Below are 25,988 nucleotides of genomic sequence, written 5' to 3'. Positions count from 1 at the left end.
TCCTGGTGATTGCAGCGTTTCAGGTGACGCAATGTGCGCCGCCAAGTGTGTAAGGGTCAGCCGTCAGATTGCTCTTCGGGTGGTACCTGGCCTTCCGGCCATTCGGGAGCCGGTTCGGTGGGTTCCTGCTCAGGTGCTTCAATGGGATCACCCGGATTGTGCGGTACGTTGTCCACATAGGGGTCTGGTTGAGTGGGGGCGGTCATGGTGGATTCCTCTTGGGATGTGCTGCGTTAGTGCCCAGCCCGTTGCCGGGTGTTCCATCGAATCTGCCAAGTGGAACGCCTGAACACTCACGCGACTCCACCATCGAGTGAGGTCAAGGGGCTACTGAGATGATCTACCTAGGCTGTGCAGGCTGGAGCCTGCCCAAGGAGCATGCTCCGGCTTTTCCCGAAGCAGGCGGCCATCTGGAGCGCTACGCCGCGCGCCTGAGTGCTGTGGAAATCAACAGTTCGTTCTACCGGCCCCATCGCCCGCAGACCTATGCGCGCTGGGCCGCATCGACGCCTGAGGACTTTCGCTTCTCGGTCAAGGTGCCCAAGGCGATCACCCATGAAATGCGTCTGCAAGGGTGTGAGACGGCGCTGGACAGCTTTCTGGCCCAATGCGGGGAGTTGGGGGAGAAGCTGGGCTGCTTGCTCGTCCAGTTACCACCGTCGCTAGGGTTTGACGAGGCTGTCGTCAGGCGCTTTTTCGAAGCACTGCGGTGCAGGTTCGACAAGCCAGTAGTCGTCGAACCTCGGCATGAGACATGGCGTTCAGCCCAACCGCTGCTGATCGACCTTCAGGTAGGGCAGGTGGGGGCAAGCCCCTCCAGATTCGAGCTAGACGGCCAGCCCTCTGGCTGGTCAGGCATAGCGTATTGGCGGCTGCACGGCGTACCGGTGGTGTATCGGAGCGCTTATACCGATCAATGCCTAAGGCAACTTGCCGTCCAATTGAAACGCGCCCATGCCCAAGGGGCGATCACTTGGTGCATCTTTGACAACACGGCCAGTGGCGCCGCTGTCGGCGATGGGTTGTCGGTTCGCAGTTACCTGGGCTGAGCGAAGCGGATCAAACTTTTCCCCAGCGTTGCGCTCTGCTCATAAAGACACCCTGTTCACGTAGGAGACGCTCATGAAAGACACTCACACCCACACCGGCGACAAAGTTCCGCGTCCGATTTCTTCAGGGGAAGCGCAAAAAGGCGAGCAGTCACCTGATCCTGTGTTGGAACGCCCTGATCCGGCCACCGAGGCCATCGACAAGGCTATCACCCCGACTTCCATCAAGGAGCTGGAGGAGCAGACCCGGGCGATCGAGCAGCAGACTGAAAACGTGGAGAAGCGCTTGAATCGTTAAGCGATGGGGTCGTTTTGCTGCATGCGCTGTGCTTTCCTGAAATTCAAGCCAGCGACTTGTTGCTGCGATGGGCCGCAAAGCGGCCCCAAGATTTGAGCGCCGCCCTGATATTGCAGCTTCGCACCTTGAGTTCTCGGGGCAGGTCTGGCGCTCTGGCAAGACCGCTCACCCTTGGCAATGCGTTGCCTTGAGCAGACCCTGAGCAGCCCCACGTCAACCCGGCTCCATCATCGTATTCTTCTTCCATCCCCGCAGATTCATGACGCACAGCGTGAACTGCAGAATGATCAGCGCCCAAGCCTCGGCTTGCCAACCCCAGGCCGCCCATAACAGGTTGCTTGCAATGAAGCAGCAGAAGCCGACCTTGCGCCGGGCGGGTCGCCGCGAGCCTATGCACCATGCTGCCACTACCGTCAACACCATGGCCGGCCATTCCAGCCAATCGATCCAAGCCTCCATCGAACGGTCCTCGGTCCTGGTTTGTTCGTGGGACCGGCCAGTCGAAGCCGGGTTCAGATCGATCCTCTTTCCCAGACACGCCTTGCGATGAAAGCGCGTACGCCAACGTTTTTTTGAACCTCACCCGGCCTCGGCTTGCCCACTTCAGAGGTATTGCTTTGAATCATGTTCTAGAGGAGGGGTGTCATGCCCAGCACAGCACGCAAGGTCCGTTATGGTGTAGTGGCCGGCGGTTCGATTTCCCAGGGTGCGTTCATGCCCGGTATCGGGCAAACCGACAACTCGGAAATTACCGTCCTGGTCACCGGAGATGAGGAAAAAGCTCGGCAGTTGGGCGAGCGTTATGCCCTGCGCACCTACCATTACGACCAGTATGCTCAGATGCTCGCTGCGCGGGAGGTGGACGCACTGTACATTGCAACGCCCAATTTCCGTCACCGTGAGTTCGTAGTGCCGGCCCTCGAAGCCGGTATCCATGTGTTGCTCGAAAAGCCCATGGGCATCAGCGAAGCCGATTGCAAAGCTATGATCGAGGTTTCGAAACGCACGGGTGCCAAGCTGATGGTTGCCTACCGCCTGCACTGCGAGCCGGGCACGCTGGACATGATCGAGCGCGTGCATAAGGGCGATTTCGGTGATCCCAGGTTGTTCACATCCATCTTCACGCAGCGTGTCAAACCTAATAACCACCGTGCCCAGAATGGTTTCGAGGCCGGGCCGGTACCGGACATGGGCCCCTATCCCCTGAACATGGTGCGCCAGTTGTTCAACGCCGAACCCATCGAAGTCTCGGCCATGGGTGTTCGATCGCCTGGCAGCACCATGGATACCTGGGATACGGTCACCGTGAGCCTGCGCTTCGAAGACGAGCGGCTGGCGCAGTTCACCGTCAGCTATACCTTGCCGTCTACCGAGCGGTTCCAGCTATTGGGCACCAAGGGCGAGATCGAGGCTTCGCCGTGCTTCGGTTATGGGGAAGGGGTTGCGATCAGCTACAGGGCCACCATCGATGGCGAGACGCGTGTGCACGTCAACCCTGTGGTGGACCAATTTGCCGGGGAAACGGCCTATTTCTCCGATTGCATCCTCAATAACGTCGCGCCCGAACCCGATGGGGAAGAGGGCTGGCGTGATGTACGGGTAGTCGAGGCAATCAAGCGAGCGCTTGAAGCCGGTACACCGCAACGACTCGAACCACTGCCCGCTCGGCCGTTCGCGCGTCGATCCGAGCAGCGCAGGGCTTTTGCCCTGGCCCCGGTACCGCCGATGGTTGATGCCGAGTCGCCGGCAGAATAACGGGCGAGCTGCGCGCCCCTTGAGGGCGCGCTGGCTTAATTACGCGGCGCGCTGTTCCGACTTGCTTTTGAGCAATTTCTTCTGCGCCATCATCGCCTGGCCCATTTCCTCGAGTTGCTGCTTACCCAGCAGCTTGCGTGCCGTGGGGAACAGCTCGCTTTCTTCTTCCTCGATGTGGTGCTCCAACAACTCTTTCATCACCTTGACCCGCCCTGCGAACTCAACCGTGCCGGTGTCTGTGCCTTCAAGGTCTGGCAGCACCAGTGAATCGACGGTACGGTGCTCTTCCTTGGCCTCGTAGTACATCTTTTCTTCTTCCTTCCCACCAGCTTCTTTGATGGCTGGATAAAGGATTTCCTCTTCCAGAGCGGTATGAATAGTGACTTCCTGCTTGATGCGTTCCAGCAGGTCGGCACGCTTTTTCACTGCGCGCTCTGTTGTCGAAGACAACTCTTCAAGCAGTTTCTTGACCAACTGATGGTCCTGGGTCAGCAATTCGATGGCGTTCATGGATCACCTCTGCAGGTTGTTGTAGTCACGGTTGCCATGGGTTGAGTCAAGCGCCAGGCCATCAGTTCCGCAGTACAGATGACGTGCCTGGCGTGTCCCCTCATCGACACGGTGCACGACCACCCAGTGCCAACGCTGCGCGTAGCGCCGCCAGGTGCGTGAGGCCTTGCGGCAGGTTGCCCAGGTACTCTGCAGTGTCAGGGTCGACCATCTCCGAATAGATACCTGCGCCATGATCGAGGCCTTGCAGGGCAGCTTCATAGGCGTGCTGCGCCCGTTGGTGCTGACCGAGCAGCACCCAGGCTTCCACCAGCCAGAACGTGCACGCCAGGAAGCAGCCTTCTTCCTCGACCGCACCGCTGTAGCGATAGTGGAAGGGTCCGGCCGACAGGCTGTGCTGCACAGCGTCCAGGGTGCTCTGCAGCCGCTCAGGCGCCGGATAGCCGAAGCGCACCGCCAGGGCGATGCCTGCGTCCAGCCTGTCGCTGCCTGGGTAGAACACATACGCCTGGCGGGCCTCATGCCAGCAGTGGTTTTCGATCCACTCGAAAACACGGTCACGCTCGCGCGCCCAGCGCTGCCGGCAGGTGGTGGGCAGATGCCCGCCGTCGGCCAGTTCGATGGCCCGGCTCAGGGCCTGCCAGCAGCTGATCTTCGACAAGGTGTAGTGCCGCGTTTCTGGCAGCTCCCAGATACCGGCATCCGGCTGGCGCCACTGGTCGGCGCATTGATCTGCCAGGCGTGACAGCAGCATCGCACTGCTGCCGTCCAGAATGTTGCCGGTGTCGATGAAGCAACGGGCAGTTTCGAATATGTCGCCGAATACGCCGTGCTGTAACTGGTCGCGGGCATCGTTACCCACTACGGGCGGCGATTGCTTGTAGCCCGGCAGGTCGATGGCGCGTGTGCATTCGCCCATGGCCCCGTCCAGGGTGTAGAAGACCTGCGCGCCATGCTCGGCCAGCCTGCGCAGCAACCAGGTAAATGCCGCCTTGGCTTCAGGCTGAGCGCCAATGCCGAGGAAGGCTTCGATGGTATACCCGGCATCGCGCACCCATGCGAAGCGGTAGTCATAGTTCTTGGTGCCGCCGATGCGCTCTGGCAGGGAGGTGGTGGCAGCCGCCATGATCGAACCGCTGGGCGATGACAGCAGCAGCTTGAGCGCCAGCGCGTTGCGTACCACCACTGACTGGTAGGGACCTTCATAGATGAGGCTTTGCGACCACTGCCGCCATTCGCGATCAGAGCCGTCGATTCGGTCATCGATCAAGCTGAGTGGCGGCACCACCAAGGGCTCGTCGTGTCCCGCGATCAAGGCCACTACAGTACGTTGCCCGGGCGAGGTGTCGAGCGTGGCGCGCACGCCCATATCGTCCTTGCGCCGCACGCTGAGCTGTTGGTCATGCAGGAACATCCCGAGAATATGGCCCGCGTGAAAAACGCAGCCATTGTCGTTGGGCATCAGGTACGGGCTCACCGTGTCGGCCTGGGTGCCGAAATCGATGGCGATTTCGAATGCGATCGACCCTTCGATGCCCTCGATACGACGGGCCAGTTCCGCCCAAGGTAGGCGCCCGGCAGGCCCACTGTTCAGCGATTCGGTCAACCGCGCCCGGCCGGTTGCAGTGATGTACTCGGTCTCCACCACGTTGCTGCCGGGGCGATAGCGACGCTTTGCCTGATAGGGCTGGGTCGGGGTGATGGCGAAGAAACCGCCGGTCCTGGGCGAGAGCAGTCGATCGAACAGAGGGGGCGAATCCATGTGCGGCACGCACCACCAGTCGATGGAGCCGTCCAGGCCTACCAGCGCTACCGATCGCCCATCGCCAAGGGCTGCATACTGCTCCAGCACCAGCCATCCACCGGCGTCCCGCTGGGGCTCGGCACATTGCCGCGGGCTTTCAGATACGTCTTCCACATTGCAGCTCCTGCACCATTGGTACTGATATGACTGAAGCGAAGCGACAACAGTTCGTCACCCATTGCACAGCAGCTAGACGAAGACCACTAAGTCAAAATAAATGGAATCTTTTGTTACGCCTTTGGCTCCATTGGGCTGAGTTTGATGGAGGAGAGTCCAATGGCTGGACAACAACTGTATGTGATCGAGTACGAGCTACACGGAGAATTCAGGACTTTCATCATTCGACTGGAACGCATGGACAACGCCGAGGCCTGGCACTGGGCTAGCTGCGATGCAGGTGTCGGTATCATTCCGAGGTTCGGTCAGCACAAGATCAAAAAAGTCAGCCGTCCCATGGCCGAGCGCTATGGGTTGACCAACGTGCGGTGGCGAGTCTCGGGCAAAGGTCCGGAGTTCGTCGCGCCCCCGGTGGACATGAAGAAATTTGCGGTTGCCACTGACAAGTCCTGAATTCGACCAGCTGCACGCCGGTGGCATATGCCCCGGCGTGTCCAAGCGTCTGTACCGAACCGTACAGGGCTACGGGTACAAGAATGTCGACAGTCGCACGGCGCTGTTGGCGCCGGCTCTCACGTGGCCTGTAACCTGGCCAGGTGCGTCGTTGCGCACGGTCAGGTGAACGGTGGCCATTCCTGCTTCGTCGGTCGCCACTTCAATGAGCATCGCCTTCCCTTGGGTTTGAGTGCGCAGCGGTTGAGGTTGCACGGTTTCGATGCTGGCTTCCTGAAGCATGCTTCCGCCTAGTTGTACCCAAACCGGCTTGCTCGGCGTTCCCTTCACGCTGATCGATAGCTCGACAGGGCTTGCGCTGCGACCTAGTCGCTTGTAGTGCACCTGTACCCTGCCATCAGCACTGGTCGCCCTGGCATCGATCAACCAAGGGCTGGCAGGCACTATGGCGATCGCCAAGCCCAGTGGTAGTAAAAGTGCAAGCCATTTGAAGCGTCCGGCGCGCCCAAAGCGGTGATGGGCAAAGGCGCCTTCGGGTGCTGGGTAATGCTTGGAAGTCATCGGGTACTCGTTCATCAAGGTGTGATCAGGCCCGTTCGCCGCGTAGCCAACGTTGGTGATAATGCGCCAGTTGCGACAGTCCATAGGCCGCCCCCTGGCGCATCACCTCGTCACGCTCGCCAAAAAAGCGTTGGGTGGCGGTGAAAACGGCAAGCGGCTCTCCGGAGAACGCCCAGGCAAAACACAGCGTACCGGGCGGAGTTTTGCCTTGCGCGGCAGGCCCTGCGACCCCTGTGGTGGCAATGGCGACGGTCGCGTCGCTGTCTTTCAATGCGCCTAATGCCATTTCCCATGCAACCGCTTCGCTGGTCAGGCCATAACGCTCGATGGTCACGGGGCTAACGCCCAGCAAGCGCTGTTTGGCAGTGGGGGAGTAAACGACATAGCCGCTTTCAAGCACCTCGGCGGTGCCTGGCAGGGCGGCCAGGGCCGCTACCATGGCGCCTGCGGTGCAGGATTCGGCAGTGGTCAAAACTAGGTCATGTTTTTTCAAGTACTCGAAGACGGACTCAATCGCGTCGATGGCCATACCTGTAACTCGCGCAGCATTTTGCAGTGGACGCGAGCGCTACGCTGTTGGTTCACTGCAAGTGCGTCCGCCCGTCCATCGTGCAGCAATCGAGCTGAACTTAGCGGGACTTCCAGGCTTCCTTTTTAAAGAAGGTTGAGAAACCGGTCAAAAGGGAGAGCGGTTATGAACGAGCCTGTGACGTACTTCTGGATCGCCGTGGCGGTCCTGATCCTACTGGTGGACCTGTGGGCCATCGTCAGTGTGTTTCGTAGCGACAAGACCGATGCCACAAAGGCGGCCTGGGCCCTGTTGCTCCTGGCTCTGCCTGTGGCGGGTCTGGCGATCTGGGGTATCTGGGGACCGCGTGGCATCAAACGCGGTACTGGACCCTCTTCCCCTGAACATAGCAAAGGCTGAGGTGTCTTCATGAGCACATCGAATGAGCAGGACGCCAAGCGCGTGGAGCAAGCGCGCACCACGGGCGAAAAAGAGCGAGACAACGACGCTCAGCGCCCAGACGGGTCTACGGGCACCGAGCAGGACACTACGGCGCAGAAGACCGCAAGGGACGTGCCTGCGCACAAGCCGTAAACCAATGTTCAGCCAGCTTTGCTACATCGCGCGATGTCTACGGCAGCCAATGCTGTTGACCCGTGCATGGGCACTCACCCTGGCCATGGATAGTTTCTAGGAGCCGTACTGTGCCACGTATTATCACCCCAGCCACCCCAGAGCACGAAATCCAGGAGCATAATGCTCGCATGTTCGGCTCGCCCAAGGAGCGGTTGGACTTCTACCGACAGGAAATCCAGTACGAGACGAGTATCCTTGCTAACCGTACGGATGCTTACCTGGCCGCCCAGTCCTTTTTAGTCATTGCGTATGCCTCAGCCATGGGCAATACCAATCAGAGCTGGGGCGAAATGTTCACGCTGGTGGTGCCGCCCTTTTTGGCGCTGCTTGGTGTACTCAGTTCACTGAACGCCTGGCCAGGTATTCACGCTGCCTACAAGATCATCGAGCATTGGCAACTCAAGCAAAGTCATCTGCTGCGAAGCGAACCCATGATGGGGCTGGCTTACGACGAATCGCCATTATTTAGCGAAACCGAGACTTCCCAGGCCGGCCATCGCAAGTCTTTGCTGTTCTCGCTGCGTACACCCTGGATTTTCCTCGTATGCTGGGTATTGCTCGGGTCATACGCCATATTTATTCAACTGGCGTGAAAACCAGACCTTCCAACTCTTGTGCGTGAGGCTCAGAATAGGCGTCTTTTGCGCTTAATAGCGTGCCTGTAGCCGATGCTTGTTTTCAGGAAGTTCGAGGTCGATCGATGAATCAACGTACCGCTGGTGTCGCTGCCAGTGGCCAGGATGATGCCGCGCTAACCGCAGAGCGGTTGCAGCTTGCGCTGGATGCGGGTGCGATCATCGGCACATGGGTGTGGGATATACCCAATGACAGGGTGACGGCCGATGAGCGATTCTCGCATTCGTTTGGCTTGCCGCTGGCCAGATGCCTGACGGGGATGCCTCTGGCGGAAGCATTTGCCTCCATCTATCCCGATGACCGTGAACGCGTCGCGCAAGCCATCCAGGCGGCCATGGCCCTGGGCGGCCCGTTTAGGTGTGAATACCGGGTCCGCCAGGACGATGGCTGCTATCGCTGGGTTGAAGCCAACGGTCGGGTCGAACTCGACGAGCAGGGCGTTGCGGTGCGCTTTCCGGGCGTGCTGATGAACATCGAGTCGCGTCGCAAGGCCCAGGCCGAACGCGACCGTATGTCCGCGTTGCTGCGTACCTTCACTGCCGCGGTCCCCGGCGTGGTTTATGCCAAGGACCTGAACGGGCGCATGCTGGTGGCCAACCATGGCGCCACGCAGCTGATCGGCAAGCCGCCGGAGTTCTACCTGGGCAAGACCGACCTTGAGTTCCTTGAGGATAAGGATCAGGCCAGGCAGGTGATGGAAACCGATCAGCGTGTGATGGCCGGCGGGACGGCCGTCCAGGTCGAAGAGCGGGTGGACATGCCAGACGGCTCGGCCACGTATTGGCTATCGGTCAAGGCGCCCCTGCTCAGCGACGAGGGGGAGGTGATCGGCCTGGTTGGATCTTCCATCGACGTCACCGCCCGCCGGCAGGTAGAGGAGCAACTCCTCGAGCTCAACCGAACGCTCGAGGCGCGTATTGCCCAGGCAGTAGCCGAGCGAGAGGAGGCCGAAGCGGCTTTGCATCAGGCCCAGAAAATGGAAGCCGTCGGGCAACTGACTGGGGGCATTGCCCATGACTTCAACAATTTGTTGGCGGGCATTTCCGGCAGTCTGGACCTGATCAGGTCTCGCCTGGCCCAGGGCCGTCTTGAGGACGTGGAACGCTACATGACCGTGGCTTACGGTGCTACACGCAAGGCCGCCGCGCTGACCCATCGACTTCTGGCGTTCGCCAGGCGCCAAACCCTGGTGCCTGTGCAGACCGATGTGCATGCGCTGATCGATGGCATGGCTGAGCTCGTGCGCCGCACGGTAGGCCCCTGCGTGAAGCTTGAGGTTCAGTTGTACGCTTCATTGCACACTTGTCTGGTCGATCCAGCACAGCTTGAGAACGCATTGCTGAACCTTTGCATCAATGCGCGCGATGCCATGGACGGGAATGGCCGGATTTGCATTCAGACCGCAGACCAACGCATCGACGGTGATGCGGACCCGGAGATTGCTTCGGGCGATTACCTGAGCATATGCGTCACGGATGAGGGTATTGGTATGGACGCCGCGACCCTCTCCAGGGCGTTCGAGCCATTCTTCACCACCAAGCCACTGGGTGCAGGGACGGGCTTGGGCCTCTCGATGGTGTACGGTTTCGCCCGCCAGACCGGCGGGCATGTGCATATCGATTCGGCACCAGGGCAAGGAACTCGGGTGTTTGTGCAATTACCAAGTCACGGTGGGCCTGCCCGAGTGGTCAGCGACAGCGTTACCCCCATAGTGAGTCACCAGGCGCGGCCGGGTGAAACGGTATTGGTGGTGGACGATGAAGCGTCGGTGCGCCTGTATGTCAGTGAAACGCTCAGTGGTATGGGCTATGTCGTCATCGAAGCAGCCGACAGCCTAGCGGGCTTGCAATTGCTGCGCTCGGACACTCGAATCGATCTGTTGATCACCGATGTCGGGCTGCCTGGCGGGCTGGACGGCAGGAAGATGGTGGACGTTGCCAGGGGAACACGGCCGCGGCTACCGGTGTTGTTTATCACGGGATACGCACCGCCCGCGCCTGGGCAGCAGAGCTGGCCTGCCCACGGCGGCATGGTGCTGAGCAAGCCATTCGATCAACAGACGCTGGTCAAGGCCCTGATCACCCTGATGCACCCTTGAGGTCTGGCCTGGCCCACTGGCAGTGGGCCAGGCCCTGACAAGGCTCGGTGCCGCTTAGATCGCTACTTCAGGCGCCAATGTACCCGCTGCCGCACCGGGAACCAGAATCACCTTGCGGCAATCATCCTTTTTCTGATCGAACATCTTGTAGCCCATCGCCGCTTCCTCGAGCGCCAACCGATGCGTCACGATCAATTCAGGTTGCAGCCGACCGGCCTCGATGTGCTCGAGCAGTTCTGGCAAGAACTTCTGCACATGGGTCTGGCCCATCTTGAAGGTCAGGCCCTTGTCGAATGCGTCGCCGAAGAGAAAACCATGAATGAACCCGGCATACACACCAGGGACGCTGACCACGCCGCCGCGCCGCACGGCAGCAATGCATTGACGCAACGCCTTGCCACTGCTGCCTTCGATCTTGAGGGCTGTCATGACGGTTTCGGTGGTGCTGCCCTTGGCCTCGAAGCCCACTGCATCAATGACGGCATCAACGCCGCGCATGCCTGGGGTCAGCCGAATGATGCTGTCGGCAGGGTCATCGTCCTGCTCGAAATTGATTGGCACTACCCCATAGGCGTCACGGGCAAACGTCAGGCGGTAGTCGTTGTCATCGACCAGGAAAATTTTTTGAGCGCCCAGCATGCGGGCGCAGGCCGCACTCAACAGGCCCACGGGGCCCGCACCGTAGATGGCTACCGTCGAGCCCTGGCCCACTTGCGCGTTGGTCACCGCCTGCCAGGCGGTGGGCAGAATATCCGACAAGAACAGCACCTTGTCGTCGGACAGCGAGGTCGGCACCTTGAAGGGGCCTACATTGGCCTTGGGTACCCGTACATAGTCCGCCTGGCCACCCGGGATGCCACCATACAAATGGCTGTAGCCGAACAACGCTGCACCGGGTGGAATGACTTTCTTGTTGATGATGGCGCCGCGGCCGGTATTGGTCGTCTCGCAGGCGGCAAACAAGTCGTGCTGGCAGAAGAAGCAGCCGCCACAGGCGATCACGAACGGAATCACCACGCGGTCGCCAACTTGCACATTGGTCACCGCGCGGCCGACGTCCTCGACGACCCCCATGAACTCGTGGCCAAAAATGTCGCCGTGTTCGGTTTGTGGGATCTTGCCGTGATACAGGTGCAGGTCAGACCCGCAGATAGCGGTAGCCGTGACTCTCAGAATGATGTCGTCAGCCTCTTGCAGGATGGGGTCCGGAACCGTGTCGACCCTTACATCCTGTGCACCGTGGTACGTCAATGCTCTCATGGTTCAACTCCTGCGAAGGCGGTTGTGCTATGCAGGTGAAACCACAAGGTAAGCAAAAGTTCAGGTCGAAAGCTTGACCGGTGTATGCCGGAGCGTCCTTGTTCAGGCTGCCAGTAACGGCAGGCGTATCGTGAAGGTGGTACCGAGCGCTGCATCCGTAGCGACGCTGATATCGCCACCATGGGCCAGCGTTATTTCGCTGACGATAAACAACCCCAACCCGACAGAGCGCACCGCGTCGGCACGGTCCGTGCCCCGGGTCATCGGCGCAAACAGGGACGTAAGCAAGGTGTCGGGGATGCAAGGGCCATGGTTGTGCACGCTGACGACGGCGCCATGTTCATGAAGGTCAGTGGTGATGGTGACGGGGTGAGCGAGGTCACCATAGGCCACGCTGTTGGCCACCAGATTGCCAATCATCTGCTGCACGCGATCCGGGTCCAGTGCAAGTTGCCCTTTGCCTTTGCAAAGGTGACGAATGCGCGCCTGGGCGAAGGCGACTCTCAATTCGTTTACGCTCTGATCGACCGTTGAACACAGGTCTATCGGTTGGCGGCGGATGGTAATGCCTTGGCCAATTCTGACCGAGGCAAAGTCGAGCAGGTCAGCGATCATGCGCCTGGCGCGTTCCGAGGAATGGCTGATACTGCCCAGCAGGCGTCTTTCCTTGTCCCTGTGCTCGCCGCGTTCGAGCAACTGCGTAGCCATCTTGATCGCAGTTAGCGGGTTTTTCAGGTCATGGCTGGCGATGGCGACCATCTGCTCGGCAAAAGCTGCACGTCGTTGGGCGCTCTGGTAGGCGTCGGCCAGTTCAGCCTTGGCCTGCTGCAATGCAGCTTCGGCCTCAGTAGTCTGCGCCAGCAATTGCTCGGCTCGGCGCCGGGCGGTAAGTAATTCACGCTCGTAGCGATCACGCTCGATGGTGCCGAACAACGCCAGTTCGTGGAACACGCCGTGGGCATATTGACGGCGCACGCCATTGAGTAACATGGTGATGACGTGACCGGCGCGGTGCCGGACCTCGAGCTTCACCTCGGCCACCGAACCCTGCATTCTCATCAGTGGCGCCCAATGGGTCTGATGGAAGATGCGTCCGCCCATGGTCAACAGCTCCTGAAACCTGCACTGCGCCAGGTCCTCGGGCGCGTAGCCCAACCATTTGCAGAAGGTCTGGTTGACCTTCACGATCATTCCGGTCTCAGTGGTGACTACCAGACCGCAGGGTGCCCCTTCGAACAACACGTCGACAGGCGGTGTCTCGCCTGCCCCCGTCATGGCCCCGGTGCCCAGGGTTGCAGGAAGGCATCCATGGCTTGGGAACAGGCTGTAGGGGCGCTCATGTGCGGGCAGTGGCCGATGTTGTCGATCAGGCACAGCGTGCTGTTGGGTAGCACTGCATTGAGGTACTGGCCTACGGAAACCGGGGCGATAAGATCGTCGATGGATTGGAGAATCAGTACAGGTGTGGGCAAACCTTGCACATCCAGCCGGTTGTCAGACAGGAACGTGACACGCGCGAACTGCCGCGCGATGTCTGGATCGGTGCGGCAGAAGCTGTTGGTCAGCTCCTCGCTCAGCATGGGCTGGCCGGGCGCCCCCATGATCACCGGCGCCATGGTGCTCGACCAGCCCAGGTAATTGCTGTCCAGGGTTTCAAGCAGTTCGTGGATATCCTGATGCTTGAAACCGCCAATGTAATCACCATCGTCGATATAGCACGGGGAAGGACCCACCATCACATGGGCCGCAATGCGACCCGGTTGCTGCCTGTCCGCCAGTGCGCCGATCATGGCGCTGACCGAGTGGCCGACCAGAATCACGGTGCCTTGGCCATATTCGGTGACTATCTCGTTCAGATCCGTCGCATAACCTGCCAGGGAGTCATAGCGAACGCGATCATAGGCAGTCAGGTCCGACTGCCCGGCGCCGACCAGATCGTAGGTCACGGTGCGAAAGCGCGCTTGAAAATGCGGTAAAAGGTACTTCCACATCGATTGATCGCAGCCAAAACCGTGGGAAAAGATCAACGTGACAGGGCCTGCGCCCGCAATGCGCACGTTGTTACGCTTAGATAAGGTCATGGCTTTCCAAGAGGCTGTGCAGCATCCGTGGCAGGGTGGGTAGGGCATGCTTGGCCATCGTCGGCAGTTGACGCTACCGCTTAACAGCAAGTGTAGGCCCAAGATGACGAGTCGACATTGGCTAGCGAATAATAGTTTCGTAACGAGCCCAAGTAGGCGGAGCAATTTGCCGCTTGGCGTTGTCAAGAAGTGACCAGTTGCACCATTGCCCAACCAGGAGAGTCACGTGACGGACAAGAAGGCCCGCGTCAGCAATCAGGCGACCGGAGACATATCCAACCTGCCGCACGACATGTTTTTTGCTGCCGTGCAAACGACGCGCATGCCCATGATCGTGACCGATCCCGGCCGCGACGACAATCCTATCATCTTTGCCAATCGCGCGTTTCTGGAAATGACCGGATATGAAACCGGTGAGATCATCGGGCGAAATTGTCGTTTCCTGCAGGGGCCGGAAACCGAGCGGACGGTGGTCGACGCCATCCGTGAGGCGATCGAGAAGCGCGTGGACATCGCTACCGAAGTGCTTAATTACCGCAAGGACGGTTCCAGTTTCTGGAATGCGCTGTTCATCTCGCCGATTTTCAACGAGCGTGGCGACCTGATCTACTTCTTCGCCTCGCAGCTGGACGTCAGCCGTCGTCGCGATGCCGAGGATGCGCTGCGTCAGGCGCAGAAGATGGAAGCCCTGGGTCAGTTGACGGGCGGCATTGCCCACGACTTCAATAACCTGCTGCAAGTGATGGGCGGTTACATGGGGCTGGTGGCCAGCGAGACCGACAAGGCGCAGCCTGACCTGAGTCGCATTCGCCGAAGCGTCGGGCACGCGCAAACGGCGGTCGATCGTGCCAGCACCCTCACCAAGCAGTTGCTGGCCTTTGCTCGCAAGCAGAAATTGCACGGCCGGGTGCTCAACCTCAATCATCTGCTCGATGACGTGGTCCCTATCATTGAGCGCACCTTCGGTGCCGAGGTGACGGTCGAATACGACTTGGAAGAGCACTTGCGCAACTGTCGCATCGACCCGACCCAGGCCGAAGTGGCGCTGTTGAACATCTTCATGAACGCCCGGGACGCCCTGATCGGCCGCAAACGGCCCCATGTATTCATCGAAACGCGGAACGTGCATGTAAGCGACATCAATCTGTCCTTCGATGGCCTGTTGCCAGGCAGTTACGTGAGCATCTCCATTACCGACAATGGCATCGGCATGCCTGCCAGCATTCGAGACCGTGTCATGGACCCTTTCTTCACCACTAAGGAGGAGGGAAAGGGTTCAGGGCTAGGGCTGTCCATGGTGTACGGGTTCGCGCGTCAGTCCGGTGGTGCTGCCCGGATCTACACCGAAGAGGGCGAAGGCACCACGCTGCGCTTGTATTTCCCGGTGGACGAAGCCAGCCCGATTCAGGAAAAGCCCGTGAAGCTGGTTGAACGCAGTTCCGGCACCGAGAGGATTCTCATTGTCGAAGACCGCCCTGATGTCGCCGAGCTGGCCAAAATGGTGCTGGAAAACTATGGCTATGACGCCGACATGGTGCTCAACGCACGCGAAGCGCTAAAACTCATCGAAGCAGGTGAGCGCTATGACTTGTTGTTCACCGACCTGATCATGCCCGGGGGCATGAATGGGGTGATGCTGGCGCGCGAGGTGCGTCGTTTGCAGCCGCAGATCAAGGTGCTGCTCACGACCGGCTACGCGGAAAACTCGATTGAACGCACCGACATCGGCGGCTCTGAATTCGATGTGATTTCCAAGCCCTGCCAGCCCCATGATCTGGCACGCCGTGTGCGGCAGGTACTCGATGGTCATACGGGCATTGTGTGAGGCTGGCGCGGCTGAACACCAATCGAAGTGAACCATCGGTTATTCCCTGGGCTCGATTGAAAAAGCGAGCGCAGGGAAACTGGCATGACGGCATTCATTGAGCAGCCTACCAATGACCTGATGCACCTGGAGGCAATCAACCGTTGGTTCTCGACCTTCGATGATCACGCGTTACGCAACGCCTGCCCCAGTGCCTACCGCGAGGAATTGCTAAGCCAAGCAGACGAGATGAGACGTCTCCAACTGATCGCTTGGCAGCAGTGGCGGGATCTTCGACAACTGGTTGACAGGTCATTGCAGCGAGCATCAAAAGGCTTCGGTCATTCAACAAATGGATGATTCGGTTCGCATGCAACATTCGCCCACTGCTTAAACAAGTATTTTTCGCACATGCCCTGCTAGAACATTCAGTCGCTCAAGCGCTTTGACCTGATAATTTTGTCAGTCGTGTAATTCAAGGCAACTTGCTAACGTCTAGCTCTGAGTTCTGAATGCAAGGGTTGGGCGCGGAATGCGAATCTACTGTAGTGTCGGGGCATGTTTGCTTTGCGCGTTCAGCGCAGGCGCGCAGGCGGATTTTAACTTTGTTCACCCTGGAATACTGACGTCCGAGGTGCAGTTGCGGTATGTGCGTGACCACAAGCATCTCGAGCCTTGGGCGACATCCATGCACGCTGCTTTGGCGTCACCGTTGGCTGACAGAAATTATCGGGCTAGGCCTTGGAGCATTGTTCACTGCGGTGCGTATTCTGTACCGGATTACGGGTGCTCGGACGAAATCCGGGATGCTCAGGCTGCCTACTTGCAAGCGCTGTTGTGGCGTTATACAGGGGACCCTGCATATGCCGAAAATGTACGGGAAATCTTCAAAGCCTGGACTGAAACGTTAGAGCAGCATACGGGCAATAACAGGCGCCTGCAAGCCTCATGGGCCGCTCAATTGTTTACCCGTGCAGCGGAGATCGTCAAGTATAGCTATGGGGGCTGGCCGCAGGTTGAAAAGGATGCTGTGACGAGAATGTTTAGGGAGCAATACCGACCGTATGCCAGCCAGATGTTTCTGCCTAGTACCGGTAATGACTTCAAAAACAACAGTAACTGGCAGGCCAGTGCTGTAGAAGCCTTGGTTAATATAGCAATCTTCACTAAGGATGAGCAGGGCTTCCATGAAGCACTCAGCAAGTGGAAATCATTGCTGGGCAGTTATATCTATCTGCCGTGGGACGGAGCGCGACCCTTGGACGCAGTGTGGTTTGGACGCTCTTATAACGAAGTCATGCAGAAATGGGGTAACCCCACCCGACTCATTAGCGGCATGCCGATGGAATTTTGTAGAGACTTGCCTCACTCAGGCTATGGTGTCGCAGCACTGATCAATGTTGCGGAGACGGCACGCATTCAAGGGGTTGATCTCTACCAAGAATACGCTACACGGTTGACACAAGGGATGGAAACATTATCCCGCTATAGCCTGGACCTTTACGAGCAGAACAGTGATTATCCACAGATATGCGGTAAACGCGTTGACGGATGGCCTCGGGGCACCCTCTTCATCGGGTACAATCAATACGCCATGCGCCTCGGAATGTCGCTACCCTATACGCTTGAATTTATCGAAAAGCATCCGACGTTTGCTGGCCATGTACATTATCAGTGGGAGCGGTTGACCCATTACGGCGTGCCCTAGTGGGGTGTTTCAAACGTGTCGCTGAAAAGCGTTCGCCTAGCGCCCGCGTTGATGTGCAGAGCAATGGACAGCAAAGTGATTCCATGCCGTTTGGAGTTTTGTGTTCTAGTTGCAGGGTTGTGTAGGACGGGGTGAGCCTGCTGTATGGTGTTCAGGGCTTGAAGCCGGCTCTTCTCATATACGCAACGCATCAACGCACTAGGCGCGTGGGGCGGGGGTAATTTCAGCCTAACGATGGGTGAGGCCTGTCGACAAACAGCGTATCAGTGAAGAGCTAGAAGTCCTTTCCAGGTGGGCTTGATTCCAAACGCTTGCCAGTTAAACATGGCGCAGGCTGGAAGAATCGCGTGTCACGACTCATCCGCCGTGTACACCAGTGGCTGCAGTTGCCGGGTTTACTTTGCAGCATTTGACTGCTGCAAAAGCCTTGGAACTTAATCATGCCGCTGGCTGCGCCCGCAGCGACGTTGAACGCGCAAGCTGATCACTGATCACGCCAATGAAATGATCCAGGGTCCAGGGCTTGGGCAGGAACACGGCGCCAGAGGGTAGGGCGTGGCTTGAAGGGTCGTGATAACCACTCATGACCACGATGCGAGTGTCAGGCTGCGACTGGCCGACCTGATAGGCCAACTCCAGGCCGTTGACCGCGCCAGGGGTGCGGACATCGGTCAGGAGCATCGAAAATGCAGAGCGCGAGGTAATTTCCAGACCTTCTTGTGCTGTTTCCACGCTGGTTACCGCTACGCCCAGATCTTCAAGGGCGATGGCAATCAGCTCACGGATGATAGGTTCGTCCTCAACCAGCAGAACGGTTGGACAGCTGGGGAATTCGCACGTTTTCATGGCAATACTCTGGCTCTGCGCACGCTGAATAAAGGGAACATCCGATGTAGGCTTGCAGCCAGAGGTGCAAGCGATAACTGTGCGCTACCGTTATGACCTCGGGCTGTAGCAAAAAATTCCGTCTCTGAGCAGTTGCCTTTTCACCAGCGCAGAAATAGGGGTCAGGCGCCGGGTTCCTGGGCTACCCGTTTCAGCAATGCCTTGGCAGTTGCCTCTGACGATGCCGGGTTCTGCCCTGTGATCAAATGCCCATCCTCGACCACATGGCTTGCCCAGTCCTCGGCCTTGGCGTAGTTCGCCCCATGGTCACGTAGCATATCTTCCACCAGAAACGGAACGACGTCGGTCAGGCCCACAGCTTGCTCTTCACTGTTAGTAAAGCCCGTGACCTTTTTGCCCTTCACGACAGGGTGACCGTCAGGCGCTTTGACGTTCTTCAGAACACCTGGGGCGTGGCATACCGCTGCGATGGGCTTGTTGGAGGCATAAAAGGCTTGCAACAGCACGATCGAGTCCTGGTTCTCGGCCAGATCCCACAGGGGGCCGTGGCCGCCTGGATAGAACACGGCGTCGAAATCATAGGGGTCGATTTCGCCAAGGGGTACGGTATCGGCCAGGGCAGCCTGGCCCTCGGTGTCTTTGGCGAAGCGTCGGGTGGCCTCGGTCTGGGCATCGTCTTCGTCACTTTTCGGGTCCAGCGGCGGCTGTCCGCCTTTTGGCGAGGCGAGCGTGACGTCGGCTCCGGCATCCACGAATGCGTAATAAGGTGCCGCGAACTCTTCCAGCCAGAAGCCGGTTTTCTTGCCGGTGTCACCCAATTGATCGTGGGACGTCAACACCATCAGGATCTTCTTCATGCAGGTCTGTCCTCCAGCTCGGGATGTGCGGGCTGCTGCCCTGATAAAGGGTGTGAGTGCGGCAAACGGTCAGCGTTCCATGGAGGTGAGCGTCAGGCTTGCCGATGCTACGGTTCAACAGGGCGTAGGACATGGCCTGGCGTGGGTAAGGGCTCGGTGCCATGCGGCGGTCACAAAGCTGTAACACAGCTGATGCAAAGTGTGCCGGCCATCACACGGAGCGCTTTCAATGATACGCCTGATGAAGTCTGCTGCACTCGCCGTCGCGGTCTCCCTTTGCGCCACATCGGCTTCGATCGCCGCAGAAAACATTCGCCTGACCGGTTCCGGGGCCAGCTTCCCCGCACCTATCTACCTGACCTGGTTCAAGGACTTCAGCAAGAAATCCGAGGGTGTGACCGTCGACTACCAGTCCAAGGGCAGCGGCGCCGGGGTGCAGGATTTCCTGAACAGGACCGTTGACTTTGCTGCCAGCGACTCGGCCATGAGTGAGGCCGACATGGCCAAGGTCAGTGAGGGCGTGCAACTGCTGCCCATGACCGCCGGCGAGATCGTGCTGGCCTACAACCTGCCAGGCAACCCCAAAGGGCTCAAGCTGCCGCGCGAGGTGTACTCCAACATCTTCCTTGGCAAGATCACGCGCTGGAACGACCCCCAGATCGCAGCCGCCAACCCCGAGCTCAAGCTGCCCGATACCCCCATCACCGTCGTGGTGCGTGCCGACTCCAGCGGCACGACAGCGGTGTTCACCAAGCACCTGTCGGCCATCAATGCCGACTTCAAGCAAGAACTGGGTGAGGGCAATACCGTCAACTGGCCGGCTACTGACAAGTTCATCAAGTCACCGAAAAACGATGGCGTGACCGCCACCGTACGCCAGACCCCAGGCGCCATCGGCTACATCGAGTACGGTTTTGCCAAGCTGGCCAAGGTGGACTTCGCCCAATTGCAGAACAAGGCTGGGCAGTACGTGGTGCCCAATGCCGAAAGCGGCGCCGAGGCCCTGGCCGCCGTGAACATGCCGGAAAACCTGGTGGCCTGGCTGCCTGATCCGGACGGCGCCAAGTCCTACCCCATCACCTCCTACACCTGGATGATCTTCCGCAAGGACAATGGCAACCCCGCCAAGGCCAAGGCCATGCGCGAGATGGTCGAGTACAGCCTCACCGAAGGGCAGAAAATCGCCGACTCGATGGGCTACATCCCGCTGCCCCCCTCGGTGGTCGAGCAAGTGCGCAAAGCCTCCGCCAACATCAAGTGATACCGGCGTCCCCGGCGTGCGCCTGACACGCCGGGGGTGTCAGCACCCTGTCCCGGAACCTGCCAATGAACACACCTTTCGACCTACCGGATAACCCCGACTCCGCCTGCCGGCCGCCGTCTGCCAAGGACGTGCTGGTGGACCGCACCTTCCGTGCGCTGGCCCGCATTGGGGTTGTGCTGGTACTGGCACTGGTCTTCGCACTGGTTTACGAAGTGGGGCGCAAGGCCTTGCCGGGCATCGAGAAGCATGGCTTCGATGTGTTGTTGGGCAGCGTCTGGGACGTCAACCAAGGCAAGTACGGCATTCTTCCGGCCATCTGGGGGACGCTGTACAGCGCATTCATCGCCTTGCTGATCGCCGGTTTCTTCGGCGTCAGCATGGCCATCTTTCTGACCCAGGATTTCCTGCCGGCCAGGCTCGCGGCCGTCTTTCGCACCATTGTCGAGCTGCTGGCCGCTATCCCGAGCGTGGTGTACGGGCTGTGGGGCATCTATGTGGTGATTCCAGCCATACGGCCACTGACCACATGGCTCAACAGCGAGCTGGGCTGGATCCCGTTCTTTGGCACGTCCCTGAGCGGGCCGGGGTTGCTGCCGGCAGCCTTGGTGCTGGCGATCATGATTCTGCCGACCATCGCCGCTGTCTCCCAGGACGCGCTGACCAGTGTGCCGATGAAAACCAAGCAAGCCGCCTACGGCATGGGCACGACGCACTGGGAGGCGATTCTCAAGGTCATGGTGCCCTCGGCCGCGACCGGCATCTTTGGCTCGCTGGTGCTGGGCCTGGGCCGCGCCCTAGGGGAGACCATGGCCCTGGCGATGCTGGTGGGCAACGCCAACACCATCTCCCTGTCACTGTTCGCGCCGGCCAATACCCTGGCAGCGCTGCTGGCATTGAACTTCCCCGAAGCCGGGCCGAATGAGGTGGAAGTGCTGATGTACGCCGCCCTGGTGCTGATGTTCATCACCCTGCTGGTGAACGTATTGGGCTCGATGATCATGCTCTACGCGCAACGAGGTAACCGCTGATGACCGATCTCTCCACCCCAGTGGCCGCGCTGCCAAGCCTGCAGCGCAAGCTCGAAGGACGGGCGCTGCGCAGCGTACTGCTGACCACATTGGCCTGGCTCGCCGCGCTGGTGGCCAGCGTGCCCCTGATTTCGGTGTTGTACATGCTCATCACCCGTGGTGGCGCACGGCTGAATCTGGAAGTGTTCACCGAGCTGCCGCCAACCGGCTTCGAAATGGGGGGCGGCTTCGGCAATGCCATGGCCGGTACCCTGGTCATGGTCGGCATTGCAGCGGCCATCGCTGTGCCGGTGGGCATCCTGGCCGCCGTGTTCCTGGCCGAGCTTGGGCCTGACAGCAAGCTGGCCAACGCCGCACGTTTCGCCGCCAGGATGCTGACCGGCTTGCCGTCCATCCTGGCCGGCGTGTTCGCCTATGCCCTGGTGGTGATGACCACCGGAACCTACTCGGCGCCGGCAGGCGGCGTGGCGTTGGCCGTCCTGATGCTGCCAATCGTGGTCCTGACCGCCGAGGAAGCCATGAAGATGGTGCCCAAGATCATGAAGGACGCCGCCTACGGCATGGGTTGTACCCGGGCCCAGGTGATCTGGAAGATCGTGTTGCCCACCGGCCTGCCAGCCATCCTGACCGGCGTCATGCTGGCCGTGGCCCGGGCGGCCGGCGAAACCGCGCCGCTGCTGTTCACCGCGTTGTTCAGCAACTACTGGATCTACCACGATGGCAGCCTGGCGGTGATGAACCCGACCGCTTCGCTGGCGGTGCTGATCTACAACTTCTCCGGCATGCCGTTCGACAACCAGTTGGAGCTCGCCTGGGCGGCATCGCTGGTTCTGGTAATGATCGTGCTGGTTATCAACATTCTGAGCCGAGTATTCGGCAAGCCCAAGTACTGATAGGGAGCATTCGACGTGAACGTATCCACCGCCCAAAGAGCCGCTCCCCTGGCCAGCGAAACCCCCATCGTCATGGATTGCAAGCTGGACAAGATCTTCTACGGCAACTTCATGGCCGTGCGCGACAGCCACGTGCCGATCCGCAAGAACGAGATCACTGGCTTCATCGGCCCGTCCGGTTGTGGCAAAAGCACCGTGCTGCGCAGCCTCAACCGCATGAACGACCTGGTCAAGGGCTTTCGCTTCGAAGGCCATGTGCACTTTCTGGGGCAGGACGTCTACGGCAAAGGGGTCGATCCAGTCGTGGTGCGTCGCTACATCGGCATGGTGTTCCAGCAGCCCAACCCGTTCTCGATGAGCATTTTCGACAACGTGGCCTTCGGTCTGCGCCTGAACCGCTACAAAGGCGACATCGGCGACCGGGTCAAGCATGCCCTGCAAGGCGCTGCGTTATGGGATGAAGTGAAGGACAAGCTCAAGGTCAGTGGCCTGTCCCTGTCCGGTGGCCAGCAGCAGCGCTTGTGCATTGCCCGGGCCATCGCCACCGAGCCCGAAGTGTTGTTGCTCGATGAACCCTGTTCGGCCCTGGACCCGATCGCGACCCGGCGGGTGGAGGAGCTGATGGTGGAGTTGAAAAAGGATTACACCATTGCGCTGGTGACCCACAACATGCAGCAGGCCATTCGCGTGGCCGACACCACGGCGTTCTTTTCGGTCGACATTTCCCAAGGCACCCGCACGGGCTATCTGGTAGAGATGGGTCCCACTACCCAGATCTTCCAAGACCCTCGTGAACAGCTGACCGCCGACTACATCAGTGGCAAGTTCAGCTGACCCTCGCTTGAGAACGCCCGCGCGCCAGTGCCAGGACGGCCCAGGCCCGCGGCTGCCTTTACTCGAATACCGTACTCAGGGACATCCGATGCCAGCGACACCCCGCCTGGATCTCAATGCCGTCGAGCACGCCCTGCGCCAAGTGCAGGCGCATTTTGCCGAGCTCAGCCGCCACTTCACCGAGCCTCGCGACCCGTTCACGGACGAGGTGCTGTGCAACGTGCTGGAGGGCTACGCGCTGGTCGATCACTATGTGGCGCGCGGCATCGACCTGTTTCACCTGCAGCAGGTGAACCTGATGCTGGAAATCAATGCCACCGTGCTCTGTGGCAGCGACGCCGCCCGTCGCGAGGAGTTCGCCGCGCACCTGGCCGCTACCGAAGCCCATTTTTTCAACAACGTCGAAGGCGGCATCAAGGACTTGTACAACTGGTACTGCGGTTATGGCAGCGATTCGGTATGGAAGCGGGCTGCCGGTGTATACGTGCGCATCCTCAGCAAGCCGCAGCTGTTCATCGAAGGTAATAACCGTACCGGCTCGCTGATCGTCAGCTATCTGCTGATGCGCGCAGGCTTGCCGCCATTCGTGTTGTCGCTCGAGAACGCCGAAGGCTACTTCAATCCTTCGTCAGTCATCCGCAACTCGGCCAAGCATGGCGTCAAGGCGCTGTACGAGCTGCCCAAGATCAAGAAAAAGTACGCCGCGTTCCTGGAAGCCCATGCACCGGCGCCCGACACGTTTTTCCTGCCAACCCCCCTGCGCGAGAGGAGCCTTCGATGAGTCGCGGATCAGCCTGGCAGCGCTGCCGAGCGGTGCTCGACAGCGCTACACGTCAAGCCCAAGTGCGCATCTCGTTCGATATCGACGATACCTTGGCCTGCCTGCCCGAACACGCCGAAGCCGAGCCGAATCGGCTGCCGAGCTTCATCCACCGCTGGCTGGGCGAGCCCCTGCGCAGCGGTACCCGCGAACTGATCAGCGACCTGCGCCACCAGGGTTGCAGCGTGTGGATCTACACATCGTCCGGCCGCACGCCGGCCTATATCCGCCGCTGGTTGCTGCTGTACGGCATCCGTGTCGATGGCGTGGTCAACAGCGACCGCCACCAGCATATGCTGGGCCAGCGGGGGCTGGTCAATTCCCCGTCCAAGCTGCCTTCGGCGTTCGACATCGACCTGCATGTGGACGACTCCGACGGTGTACGGCTCGAGGGGCTCGAACATGGTTTTCGCGTGGTAGTGGTGTGCCCCCAGGACGACCAATGGACGCAGAAGGTCAAGCAAGCGGCTACCGATGTTCAGGCCATGCTGGCTTGGCAGCAACCTCATCGCTTTAGCACAGCACGTGCGCAGCGCGGATCGATGCTCGCTTCCTGACCCGCCAGAGGCCAGGCAGGCCACAGCTGGTAGGCGTTCCCATTCATACGCTTGGCTACCTGCCTGCCGGTCTTCGGTGTCCATCATTGATGCGTAAGCCCTAGGTCGCACGACCCGGCACAGCCCGTAGTGGTCCCAAACCACCGGGCCTTGCACGCCCTTCGCAAGCAGGCTCAAGACTGCGCCAAAGCACCGTTTCTGAGCGCTACCCACCTTTCGATAATCGCCTCCGACACTCTGTCCCCGTTTGGAGCGCGCCATGCACAACAACAAAAACAAGTCTCTGCCGACTCAGTACCTGGCAGTTGCCATCGCCAGCCTCGCGGCTGTCAGCCTGAGCCCCTTGGCGCAGGCCGAGATCATGCTGTACGACCAGAATCAGACCACCTTTTCCACCGACGGCTATATCAACGCGTTCTACGTCAACAGCAAGGTCGACCGCGAAGGTGAACAATTCGACCGCCGTCAGTCCCGGGTGAAAATGGGTTTCCTGCCCAACTACCTGGGTTTCAACATGGGCAAGCAGGTCAACGACCTGAAGCTCGGTGCCCGTGCCTCGTTCTGGGTCACCATCAACGACAGCGAAAGCAACGGTACCGACACGGCCATCGATGTCCGGCAGTTCTACGGCACCGTAGCCAACCCCGAATGGGGCGAGGTGCTCATCGGCAAGGACTTCGGGCTGTTCGCCCGTTCGAACATCCTGCTGGACGAGTTGCTCGCCGGTTACGGCCAGGTCAGTGACACGCTGGGTCTTGTCGATGGCGGTGGGGTGTCGTTTGGCAACATCGGTAGCGGCTATCCATACCCGTTCCCGACCTCGCAGATCACCTACCGTACCCCGGTCATGGAGGGCCTGCGGATCGCCGTGGGGATCATGGACCCGGTCGACACCAACGACAGCAGCCCCACGGGCAAGGCTTACCAGAAGAACCCCCGCACCGAGTCCGAGATCACCTACCAGTTCGACCTGGCAGGCGCGCAGATCTACAGCTGGCTAAACGGCAGCTACCAGACCTCCGACAACACCGACGACTCGGTGCGGTCAGTCACTTCCAAAGGCCTTGGCTACGGCGTACAAGCCAAGCTGGGCGGGCTGTCCCTGACTGGGTCCGGTTTCCAGGCCAAGGGCATCAACCCGTTCTTCACCAACAATGCGGGCGAGCCGGTGTTGCGCAACGTGGACAGCGAAGGCTACCTGCTGCAAGCCTCTTATAAGGTCGGCAAGAACCGGGTTGCGCTTTCCTACGGCAAGACCAAGGACGACGGCAACGGCGCGGTAGGCAGCGGTGCCGATTATCAAACCCGCGGGGTGGCGCTGTTTCATGACATCAACGACAACCTCAAGCTGGTGGCCGAGTACAACCAGTTTTCCATTGAGGGCCATGACACCCGCGCGCAGAACGAAGACACCGATACCTTCGCCGTGGGTGCGGTGCTGACCTGGTAGCGATCTGGCGCAGGCCCGGTGTTCAACGGGCTTGCGCGGTATTCGAAACCCTCAGGGTCAGGCTCCTGTGCCGACTACGCCCAACGAAGCGTGCACCCGCGACCCAAGTAGCATTCGAACCCCAGCCCACGCTTCGTACACTCAGCGCTCAGCCAGCCCTT

Annotated in this window: 29 protein-coding genes; 18 read left to right on the top strand and 11 right to left on the bottom strand. The window is 59.8% G+C overall.

Going from position 1 to position 25,988, the window contains the following annotated elements:
* Positions 1-56 precede the first annotated feature (56 nt).
* Positions 57-206: a hypothetical protein gene (locus FS777_RS21420; protein WP_153302510.1), complete on the bottom strand. Its 150-nt coding sequence runs from the start codon at positions 204-206 to the stop codon at positions 57-59.
* A 129-nt stretch (positions 207-335) separates the two neighbouring features.
* On the opposite strand from FS777_RS21420, the gene FS777_RS09675 reads away from it, so the two are divergent.
* The gene (locus FS777_RS09675; RefSeq protein ID WP_145255245.1) at positions 336-1,049 is read left to right on the top strand and encodes a DUF72 domain-containing protein; all 714 of its coding nucleotides are present in this window, start codon (positions 336-338) and stop codon (positions 1,047-1,049) included.
* A gap of 73 nt (positions 1,050-1,122) precedes the next feature.
* Positions 1,123-1,347, top strand: a complete 225-nt coding sequence (locus FS777_RS09670; RefSeq protein WP_145255242.1) for a hypothetical protein — start codon at positions 1,123-1,125, stop codon at positions 1,345-1,347.
* A 213-nt stretch (positions 1,348-1,560) separates the two neighbouring features.
* Here the strand turns inward: FS777_RS09670 and FS777_RS09665 are convergent, their stop codons facing one another.
* The gene (locus FS777_RS09665) at positions 1,561-1,806 is read right to left on the bottom strand and encodes a hypothetical protein (protein WP_058605215.1); all 246 of its coding nucleotides are present in this window, start codon (positions 1,804-1,806) and stop codon (positions 1,561-1,563) included.
* Between the two features lie 186 nt (positions 1,807-1,992).
* Here FS777_RS09665 and FS777_RS09660 point away from each other — a divergent pair, with 186 nt between their 5' ends.
* Positions 1,993-3,102, top strand: a complete 1,110-nt coding sequence (locus FS777_RS09660; RefSeq protein ID WP_058637276.1) for a Gfo/Idh/MocA family protein — start codon at positions 1,993-1,995, stop codon at positions 3,100-3,102.
* Positions 3,103-3,141: 39 nt separating this feature from the next.
* Here the strand turns inward: FS777_RS09660 and FS777_RS09655 are convergent, their stop codons facing one another.
* On the bottom strand, positions 3,142-3,612 hold the full coding sequence (locus tag FS777_RS09655; protein WP_058637275.1) for a hemerythrin domain-containing protein: 471 nt from the start codon (positions 3,610-3,612) through the stop codon (positions 3,142-3,144).
* Between the two features lie 100 nt (positions 3,613-3,712).
* Positions 3,713-5,467, bottom strand: coding sequence for a glycoside hydrolase family 15 protein (locus FS777_RS09650; RefSeq protein WP_145255380.1), 1,755 nt, complete (start codon positions 5,465-5,467; stop codon positions 3,713-3,715).
* Positions 5,468-5,692: 225 nt separating this feature from the next.
* On the opposite strand from FS777_RS09650, the gene FS777_RS09645 reads away from it, so the two are divergent.
* The gene (locus tag FS777_RS09645; RefSeq protein ID WP_023535998.1) at positions 5,693-5,986 is read left to right on the top strand and encodes a DUF6555 family protein; all 294 of its coding nucleotides are present in this window, start codon (positions 5,693-5,695) and stop codon (positions 5,984-5,986) included.
* Positions 5,987-6,055: 69 nt separating this feature from the next.
* On the opposite strand, the gene FS777_RS09640 is transcribed toward FS777_RS09645, so the two are convergent.
* Positions 6,056-6,547, bottom strand: coding sequence for a hypothetical protein (locus tag FS777_RS09640; protein ID WP_145255239.1), 492 nt, complete (start codon positions 6,545-6,547; stop codon positions 6,056-6,058).
* A gap of 25 nt (positions 6,548-6,572) precedes the next feature.
* Entirely contained in the window at positions 6,573-7,076 is a 504-nt protein-coding gene (locus tag FS777_RS09635; protein ID WP_058637272.1) for a CinA family protein, read from the bottom strand.
* 165 nt (positions 7,077-7,241) lie between these two features.
* On the opposite strand from FS777_RS09635, the gene FS777_RS09630 reads away from it, so the two are divergent.
* The 4 genes from FS777_RS09630 (at position 7,242) to FS777_RS09620 (ending at position 10,425) form a co-directional block, all read left to right on the top strand.
* Complete coding sequence (locus FS777_RS09630) at positions 7,242-7,475, top strand: PLDc N-terminal domain-containing protein (protein ID WP_028687006.1); 234 nt, start codon at positions 7,242-7,244, stop codon at positions 7,473-7,475.
* Between the two features lie 9 nt (positions 7,476-7,484).
* Positions 7,485-7,649, top strand: coding sequence for a hypothetical protein (locus tag FS777_RS21415; protein WP_167340246.1), 165 nt, complete (start codon positions 7,485-7,487; stop codon positions 7,647-7,649).
* A gap of 110 nt (positions 7,650-7,759) precedes the next feature.
* On the top strand, positions 7,760-8,284 hold the full coding sequence (locus tag FS777_RS09625; protein ID WP_023536033.1) for a hypothetical protein: 525 nt from the start codon (positions 7,760-7,762) through the stop codon (positions 8,282-8,284).
* A 107-nt stretch (positions 8,285-8,391) separates the two neighbouring features.
* Positions 8,392-10,425: a PAS domain-containing sensor histidine kinase gene (locus FS777_RS09620; protein WP_145255237.1), complete on the top strand. Its 2,034-nt coding sequence runs from the start codon at positions 8,392-8,394 to the stop codon at positions 10,423-10,425.
* 54 nt (positions 10,426-10,479) lie between these two features.
* On the opposite strand, the gene FS777_RS09615 is transcribed toward FS777_RS09620, so the two are convergent.
* The 3 genes from FS777_RS09615 to FS777_RS09605 all read right to left on the bottom strand — a co-directional run bounded on the left by FS777_RS09615 (position 10,480) and on the right by FS777_RS09605 (position 13,766).
* Positions 10,480-11,685: a zinc-dependent alcohol dehydrogenase gene (locus FS777_RS09615; protein ID WP_058637270.1), complete on the bottom strand. Its 1,206-nt coding sequence runs from the start codon at positions 11,683-11,685 to the stop codon at positions 10,480-10,482.
* Between the two features lie 102 nt (positions 11,686-11,787).
* On the bottom strand, positions 11,788-12,960 hold the full coding sequence (locus FS777_RS09610; RefSeq protein WP_058637269.1) for a PAS domain-containing sensor histidine kinase: 1,173 nt from the start codon (positions 12,958-12,960) through the stop codon (positions 11,788-11,790).
* Positions 12,957-13,766 (bottom strand): alpha/beta fold hydrolase, encoded by an 810-nt coding sequence (locus FS777_RS09605; protein WP_058637268.1) that lies wholly within the window; start codon positions 13,764-13,766, stop codon positions 12,957-12,959. The genes FS777_RS09610 and FS777_RS09605 overlap by 4 nt, the downstream gene beginning before the upstream one ends.
* A gap of 226 nt (positions 13,767-13,992) precedes the next feature.
* Between FS777_RS09605 and FS777_RS09600 the strand changes: the two genes are divergently transcribed.
* From FS777_RS09600 to FS777_RS09590, 3 genes are all read left to right on the top strand, one after another.
* Positions 13,993-15,591: a hybrid sensor histidine kinase/response regulator gene (locus FS777_RS09600; RefSeq protein WP_058637267.1), complete on the top strand. Its 1,599-nt coding sequence runs from the start codon at positions 13,993-13,995 to the stop codon at positions 15,589-15,591.
* An 84-nt stretch (positions 15,592-15,675) separates the two neighbouring features.
* Positions 15,676-15,930 (top strand): hypothetical protein, encoded by a 255-nt coding sequence (locus FS777_RS09595; protein ID WP_058637266.1) that lies wholly within the window; start codon positions 15,676-15,678, stop codon positions 15,928-15,930.
* Positions 15,931-16,102: 172 nt separating this feature from the next.
* Positions 16,103-17,278 (top strand): alginate lyase family protein, encoded by a 1,176-nt coding sequence (locus FS777_RS09590; protein ID WP_058637265.1) that lies wholly within the window; start codon positions 16,103-16,105, stop codon positions 17,276-17,278.
* Positions 17,279-17,716: 438 nt separating this feature from the next.
* Here FS777_RS09590 and FS777_RS09585 read toward each other — a convergent pair whose 3' ends face one another.
* A complete protein-coding gene (locus FS777_RS09585) occupies positions 17,717-18,124 on the bottom strand; it encodes a response regulator (RefSeq protein WP_058637264.1) in 408 nt (135 codons plus the stop codon).
* Positions 18,125-18,285: 161 nt separating this feature from the next.
* The gene (locus tag FS777_RS09580; RefSeq protein ID WP_058637263.1) at positions 18,286-18,981 is read right to left on the bottom strand and encodes a type 1 glutamine amidotransferase domain-containing protein; all 696 of its coding nucleotides are present in this window, start codon (positions 18,979-18,981) and stop codon (positions 18,286-18,288) included.
* A 229-nt stretch (positions 18,982-19,210) separates the two neighbouring features.
* Between FS777_RS09580 and pstS the strand changes: the two genes are divergently transcribed.
* From pstS to FS777_RS09545, 7 genes are all read left to right on the top strand, one after another.
* Positions 19,211-20,242 (top strand): phosphate ABC transporter substrate-binding protein PstS, encoded by a 1,032-nt coding sequence (pstS, locus tag FS777_RS09575; protein ID WP_058637261.1) that lies wholly within the window; start codon positions 19,211-19,213, stop codon positions 20,240-20,242.
* A gap of 65 nt (positions 20,243-20,307) precedes the next feature.
* The gene (pstC, locus tag FS777_RS09570) at positions 20,308-21,273 is read left to right on the top strand and encodes a phosphate ABC transporter permease subunit PstC (RefSeq protein ID WP_058605231.1); all 966 of its coding nucleotides are present in this window, start codon (positions 20,308-20,310) and stop codon (positions 21,271-21,273) included.
* Positions 21,273-22,166: a phosphate ABC transporter permease PstA gene (gene pstA / locus FS777_RS09565; RefSeq protein WP_058605232.1), complete on the top strand. Its 894-nt coding sequence runs from the start codon at positions 21,273-21,275 to the stop codon at positions 22,164-22,166. Before pstC ends, pstA begins: the two co-directional genes overlap by 1 nt.
* A 72-nt stretch (positions 22,167-22,238) precedes the next feature.
* The gene (gene pstB / locus FS777_RS09560) at positions 22,239-23,000 is read left to right on the top strand and encodes a phosphate ABC transporter ATP-binding protein PstB (RefSeq protein ID WP_042139286.1); all 762 of its coding nucleotides are present in this window, start codon (positions 22,239-22,241) and stop codon (positions 22,998-23,000) included.
* A gap of 88 nt (positions 23,001-23,088) precedes the next feature.
* Positions 23,089-23,781, top strand: a complete 693-nt coding sequence (locus FS777_RS09555) for a hypothetical protein (RefSeq protein WP_058637260.1) — start codon at positions 23,089-23,091, stop codon at positions 23,779-23,781.
* A complete protein-coding gene (locus tag FS777_RS09550; RefSeq protein ID WP_145255234.1) occupies positions 23,778-24,377 on the top strand; it encodes a hypothetical protein in 600 nt (199 codons plus the stop codon). Before FS777_RS09555 ends, FS777_RS09550 begins: the two co-directional genes overlap by 4 nt.
* A gap of 259 nt (positions 24,378-24,636) precedes the next feature.
* Positions 24,637-25,827 carry a porin gene (locus FS777_RS09545; protein ID WP_078478724.1) on the top strand — a complete coding sequence of 397 codons (1,191 nt, stop codon included), beginning with the start codon at positions 24,637-24,639 and terminating at the stop codon, positions 25,825-25,827.
* Positions 25,828-25,988 lie beyond the last annotated feature (161 nt).

The organism is Pseudomonas sp. DE0157, from assembly GCF_007678615.1.
Lineage (GTDB): Bacteria > Pseudomonadota > Gammaproteobacteria > Pseudomonadales > Pseudomonadaceae > Aquipseudomonas > Aquipseudomonas parafulva_B.
The sequence above is the reverse complement of the archived record's forward strand: the minus strand, read 5'-3'. Positions and strand labels throughout refer to the sequence as shown.